This is a genomic window from Mucilaginibacter sp. P4_G9 (assembly GCF_056400985.1).
On the sequence record NZ_JBFUKF010000356.1, the window covers coordinates 1 to 5,079 of the forward strand.

At 41.6% G+C, this 5,079-nt stretch carries 2 protein-coding genes; both read left to right on the forward strand.

Annotated features, from left to right (window positions below; all coding sequences use genetic code 11):
- On the forward strand, nt 1-1,104 hold a 1,104-nt coding region (locus AC1DPZ_RS21560), incomplete at its 5' end, for a nucleoside recognition domain-containing protein (protein WP_477407305.1).
- Between the two features lie 206 nt (nt 1,105-1,310).
- The coding region (locus AC1DPZ_RS21565; RefSeq protein WP_477407307.1) for a PKD domain-containing protein at nt 1,311-5,079 on the forward strand (3,769 nt) is incomplete at its 3' end.

A 5,079-nucleotide genomic window follows, 5' to 3' on the forward strand; every position in this document is an offset into this window, starting at 1 on the left:
GTTATGGATATTGCCCTGCCGCTGGTTGGTGCAATGGCTTTTTGGCTGGGTATTTTAAATGTTGGCGAAAAGGCCGGGGCAATTAATTTTCTTTCGCGCATTGTAGGTCCGTTTTTTAGCCGTTTATTTCCCGAAGTTCCTGAGAAACACCCTGCGGTAGGGCAAATGCTGATGAATTTTTCGGCCAACCTGCTGGGGCTCGATAATGCGGCTACCCCGCTTGGATTAAAAGCGATGGGAAGCTTGCAGGAGCTAAACAAAGATAAAGATGCCGCATCTAATGCCCAGATCATGTTCCTGGTGCTGCACACTTCGGGCCTACAGATGTTGCCGGTTACCATAATAGCCCAACGGGCAATTCTGAATGCTAAAGACCCTGCCGATATATTTTTGCCCTGTGTTATAGCAACCTATGTGGCAACGGTAGTTGGCTTATTGGTAGTAGCCGTAAAGCAAAAAATAAACCTGTTTGATAGGGTAATTATAACCTGGCTTGGTGGGGTAACCGCGTTTATAACGCTGGTTGTATGGTATTTTACTACGCACCTATCTAAAGAGGAGATCAGTACTGTATCAAAAGTGGTGAGTAATTTTCTCCTGTTTGCTATTCCTGTCATTTTTATTGTGGGTGGATTGATCAAAAAGATCAATGTATTTGATGTTTTTGTTGAAGGTGCCAAAAGCGGATTTGAAACTTCAGTAAAAATTATCCCCTACCTGGTTGCCATGCTGGTAGGCATTAGCGTATTCCGCAGCTGCGGCGCTTTGGATGATATGAACGAAGGCTTACGCTGGGTTTGTACCAAAGCAAGTTTAGATACACGTTTTGTAGACGCCATGCCTGTGGCCTACATGAAACCCCTTAGCGGATCGGGTTCAAAGGCCATGATGATAGATGTAATGAAAACCTTTGGCCCAGATAGTTTTGCCGGACGTTTGGGAAGCATATTCAATGGCTCGGCCGATACTACCTTTTATATTGTTGCGCTATATTTTGGCACAGTAGGTATCAAAAAATCAAGGTATGCTATCCCTGCCGGTTTAATTGCTGATGCGGCCGGAATTGTAACTGCAATCTTCCTGGCTTATTTGTTTTTTGGATAATTTTTATCCCGGTTATCTTCAAAGAGTGTCTTATTGCCCGATAATTAATTTTATTAGCATATGTGGACAACTATTTTCCATTTTTACATTTGATACCCAAATAGAAATTCGATTCTTGTAAAAAAAACAATAAATTTTTGTTGAAATTTGCTACATTGCTTCGGTTTATTAAACTTTAAGCAATTAAACACCGTAAAAAGGACCGGATGGATAAAATATTTACTAAAAATTTATTTTTTTTMGCCTTATTTAATATAATTTCGTTTAACTCTTTCTCACAAACTATCACTATCGGTAATGTCGATGCTGGTCCATATGCTCCCGGATCAACCATAAGTGTACCTATCCAGGCAAGCGGTAACTGCATTGATGCAGGCAATACTTTTAATCTTTACCTTTCCAGCGCAGGCGGCAGCTTCGCATCGCAGAAACTAATAGGTAAATCAACAGGTAACTATGCCACATTTGTAAACGGAACCATCCCGGCGGGCACGGCAGCCGGTGCAGGTTATTTGGTTAGGGTTGTAGCAACAAGCCCAGCCGTTACAAGTTCTGCTTCTACAGCTATTTCTATAATTGCCGGCACCGGTGTTACTGCGGCTTTAAACTCTCAATCTATTGATCCTAATTTTCCCGAAGTATTTGGATCATGCTCCGGCGCCAATTCTTCGCTTTACAATTTTATAAATACATCAACTACCGGTGCTACCGTTACAGCAAGCTTTTATAATGAGCTTTCGCAAACCACAGAAGGCGCTGCTAACCAGGATTTTACCAGCAATGGTAGCTTTACGGCTAAAGCATCAAACTATACCATTAGTGTTAAAGCCTTAAAGGGCGGAACGATAGGTACTTATACGTATGCTTTAATTAATAATATAGTTAATAATAGTTTTGGTGTTGAAGGGAGTACTACAGCCTGTCTGGGCAGTGGGGCTACCAATATAACGTATGATATTGATCCTACCGTTATAAAGAATAACTATCCTGGTTTACTATACAACGTTTCGTGGGGCGATGCCACACCATCAATTTCCTATACTTATTGCCAGTTAATTGCGGCCGGAGGAAAGGTTTCGCATCAGTATACTAAAGCCTCATGCGGAAATGTGGCGAAAGGGCAAAATAATTCATTTGAGGTAAAACTCCAGTTAATCAGCCCGTTTTGTGGTAATGTTGGAACGCCGGTTGCCAGTTATGCCAAGGTGATAAATCCGCCCATTAATATTCCGCTTATACCTGTTGCAGGTTGCATAAACACACCTACGCAATTTCTCAACAATTCTTTTCCTGGCGACGATCCCAACAGTGCATCAGCAAACTGTACAAATACAAAGGCGCGTTATACGTGGATTGTTGATGGTGTAACCAAAGCAGTGAACTATAAATTATCCGATCCCTTTTTATATACCTTCACTACAACGGGCACACATAAGGTAACCCTTCAATTACAAAGCAACACCGCCTCATGTCCGGTTGCTGATGTTACACAAGATATCTGTATCCAGGAGCCACCGGTGCCCAAATTTTCGGTATCGGTTAACTCGGGTTGTATTCCGTTTATGCTTACCCCGGTTAATACTTCCAAAATTGATTCAAACTGTAATACTACCAACAAATATGTTTGGACGGTTTCCGGCCCGGCTCCGGTGAGTTATGCTAACGGAACAAACGCAAGTAGTAAGGCGCCGCAGTTTTTATTTGCCAAAACAGGTGTTTACCAGGTAAAACTGGCTATTTCAACCATAAGCTGCGGATTGATTCAGGACCCCGATATTCAAACTATTGTGGTTAATGACGTGCCGGTAGCCAAGTTATCAAAGGATACTATATTTTGTGGTACCAATACTACCCTTAAGTTTGATAATAAAGCCAATAGCGCCACCCAAACTACTTTATCGGGCTCATCTCAAAGTACCCCGGCCACCTATAAGTGGAAGGTCACCGGCGGTAATTATACCTTTATTAATAGTACGGCCGATACTTCGAAATATCCGGTAATTAATTTTACCGATTATGCAAAATATACCGTTACAGTAACAAACACAAACAATTGTGGTTCGCCTGCTACTGATAGTCAGCAAATAGAATTTATACAGGCGCCAACGGTTACGGCCGGCATCTATCCCGCTGTGTGTGCTGGTTCGCCTATCAGTTTAAACGGCACATCTAATAATACGCAGATTAAAATGCAATGGGCAGGCGGAACCGGTACCTTCATTAATAAAAATTCCGCTCAAACAGTTTATACCCCATCTGCCCAGGAAATAAAAGCCGGTAAGGTAACCCTGGTTTTTGAGGGTATAACCAAGTTGGCAGCGCCTTGTGATACTATAAAAGATCCAACTACCATTATTATAAACAGTCCTGATTCTATAACAAGTAAGCCAATAAAAACCACCTGTTCCGGTGTGGCGCTCAATTATACCATTACTGCTGTTAAACCGGCAACCACATTTACATGGGTTGTGGATGCGTCAAAAACAACTCCAGGTGCGTCTGGTTATACCACAAATGGTAGCGGCAGTTTAATTAATGATATCCTGACAAACAGCGATGTTAATGCCAATGCAATAGTTACCTATAATATTACATCAACTAATTCGGGTTGTGCAGGCGCTGTATTTGTACTTACGGTAACCATCCCCCCTGCTATTTCTACCCCATCGTTCACTAAAGATAAAAGTACGGCCTGTGGCAACCTGGATGTTAAGTTTACCAATACATCAAAACCTGCAAACGGTACTTTTTTATGGAATTTTGGTGATGGCTCAACGGATACAGGCACTAACCCCACACATACTTTTTTAGCCAAAACAGATGGCAGGGATACGGTTTACCATATCAGCCTAAGTATAGTAAGTGATTGTAACGTTGCTCCCCCCTACCTGGATTCGGTAAAGATCAGTCCGGCAAAACCAGATGCAAGGTTAATTCCCGACAGAGTTGAGGGCTGCTCACCTTTTGTAGTGACAGGTAAAAATACATCACCCGGAAAAAATTTACAATACACGTACTACCTGTATGATGGTTCACTTGAATTAGAATCAAAGGTATACACAGATAAAAGTGACTTTAAATTTGATACTCCGCTGAACACAACGCGTACCAAACAGTACACCATATTTATGGTTGCCCAGGATTATTGCGGCAATACAGATACAACCCTAAAACGCACCATTACTGTTTCGGCCCCAACAATTATCCCCGATATGTTTTTCCTGGACAACAAAAACAGTGGTTGTGCCCCTTTAAATGTAACTTTTGTAAATAATTCATCAGGCGGCGATACATTTTATTATACCATTTATGATGATAAGGGATCCGTAGTTACCAATACTACTGCCGGTACCGACAATTTACCTTATGTATTTACTACACCCGGATTATTTTATGTAACCATTACAGCATCAAGTAAATGTACTTCAGGTGTCGAATCCTCTAAATCAACCAACAGGGTTATGGTTTATGATATTCCAAAAGCAGACTTTACAGCATCTGTAACAACGGGTTGTAAAAATGCTACTGTTACATTTACCAACAATACCTATGCCGACCCTAATACACAACCCAATGCATTATCTTATACCTGGGATTATGGCGACGGCTCTACTGCTACTGGCTTTACCCCCCCGCCTCATACTTATAGCTATAATAAATCTCCTTTTACAGTTAAGCTTGTTGCTACCAATCCGTTAACCGGCTGCGCAGATAGTTTAATAAAAGCAAATTATATAAACGTGACCGCTCCTCCGGGAACGCAATTTACCGCCAAACCCGATACTATAACCAGCATACCAAATTATCAGTTCCAGTTTGTTGATTTAACCACTGGTGCGCCGGTTCATTGGTTGTGGGATTTTGGAGACGGTTCTACAAGCAGTCAAACCAACCCGTCACATACTTATGCTGATACCGGTAAATACAAGGTACAATTGATAACCAGTACCACAGATTTTTGCGATAGCAGTATGG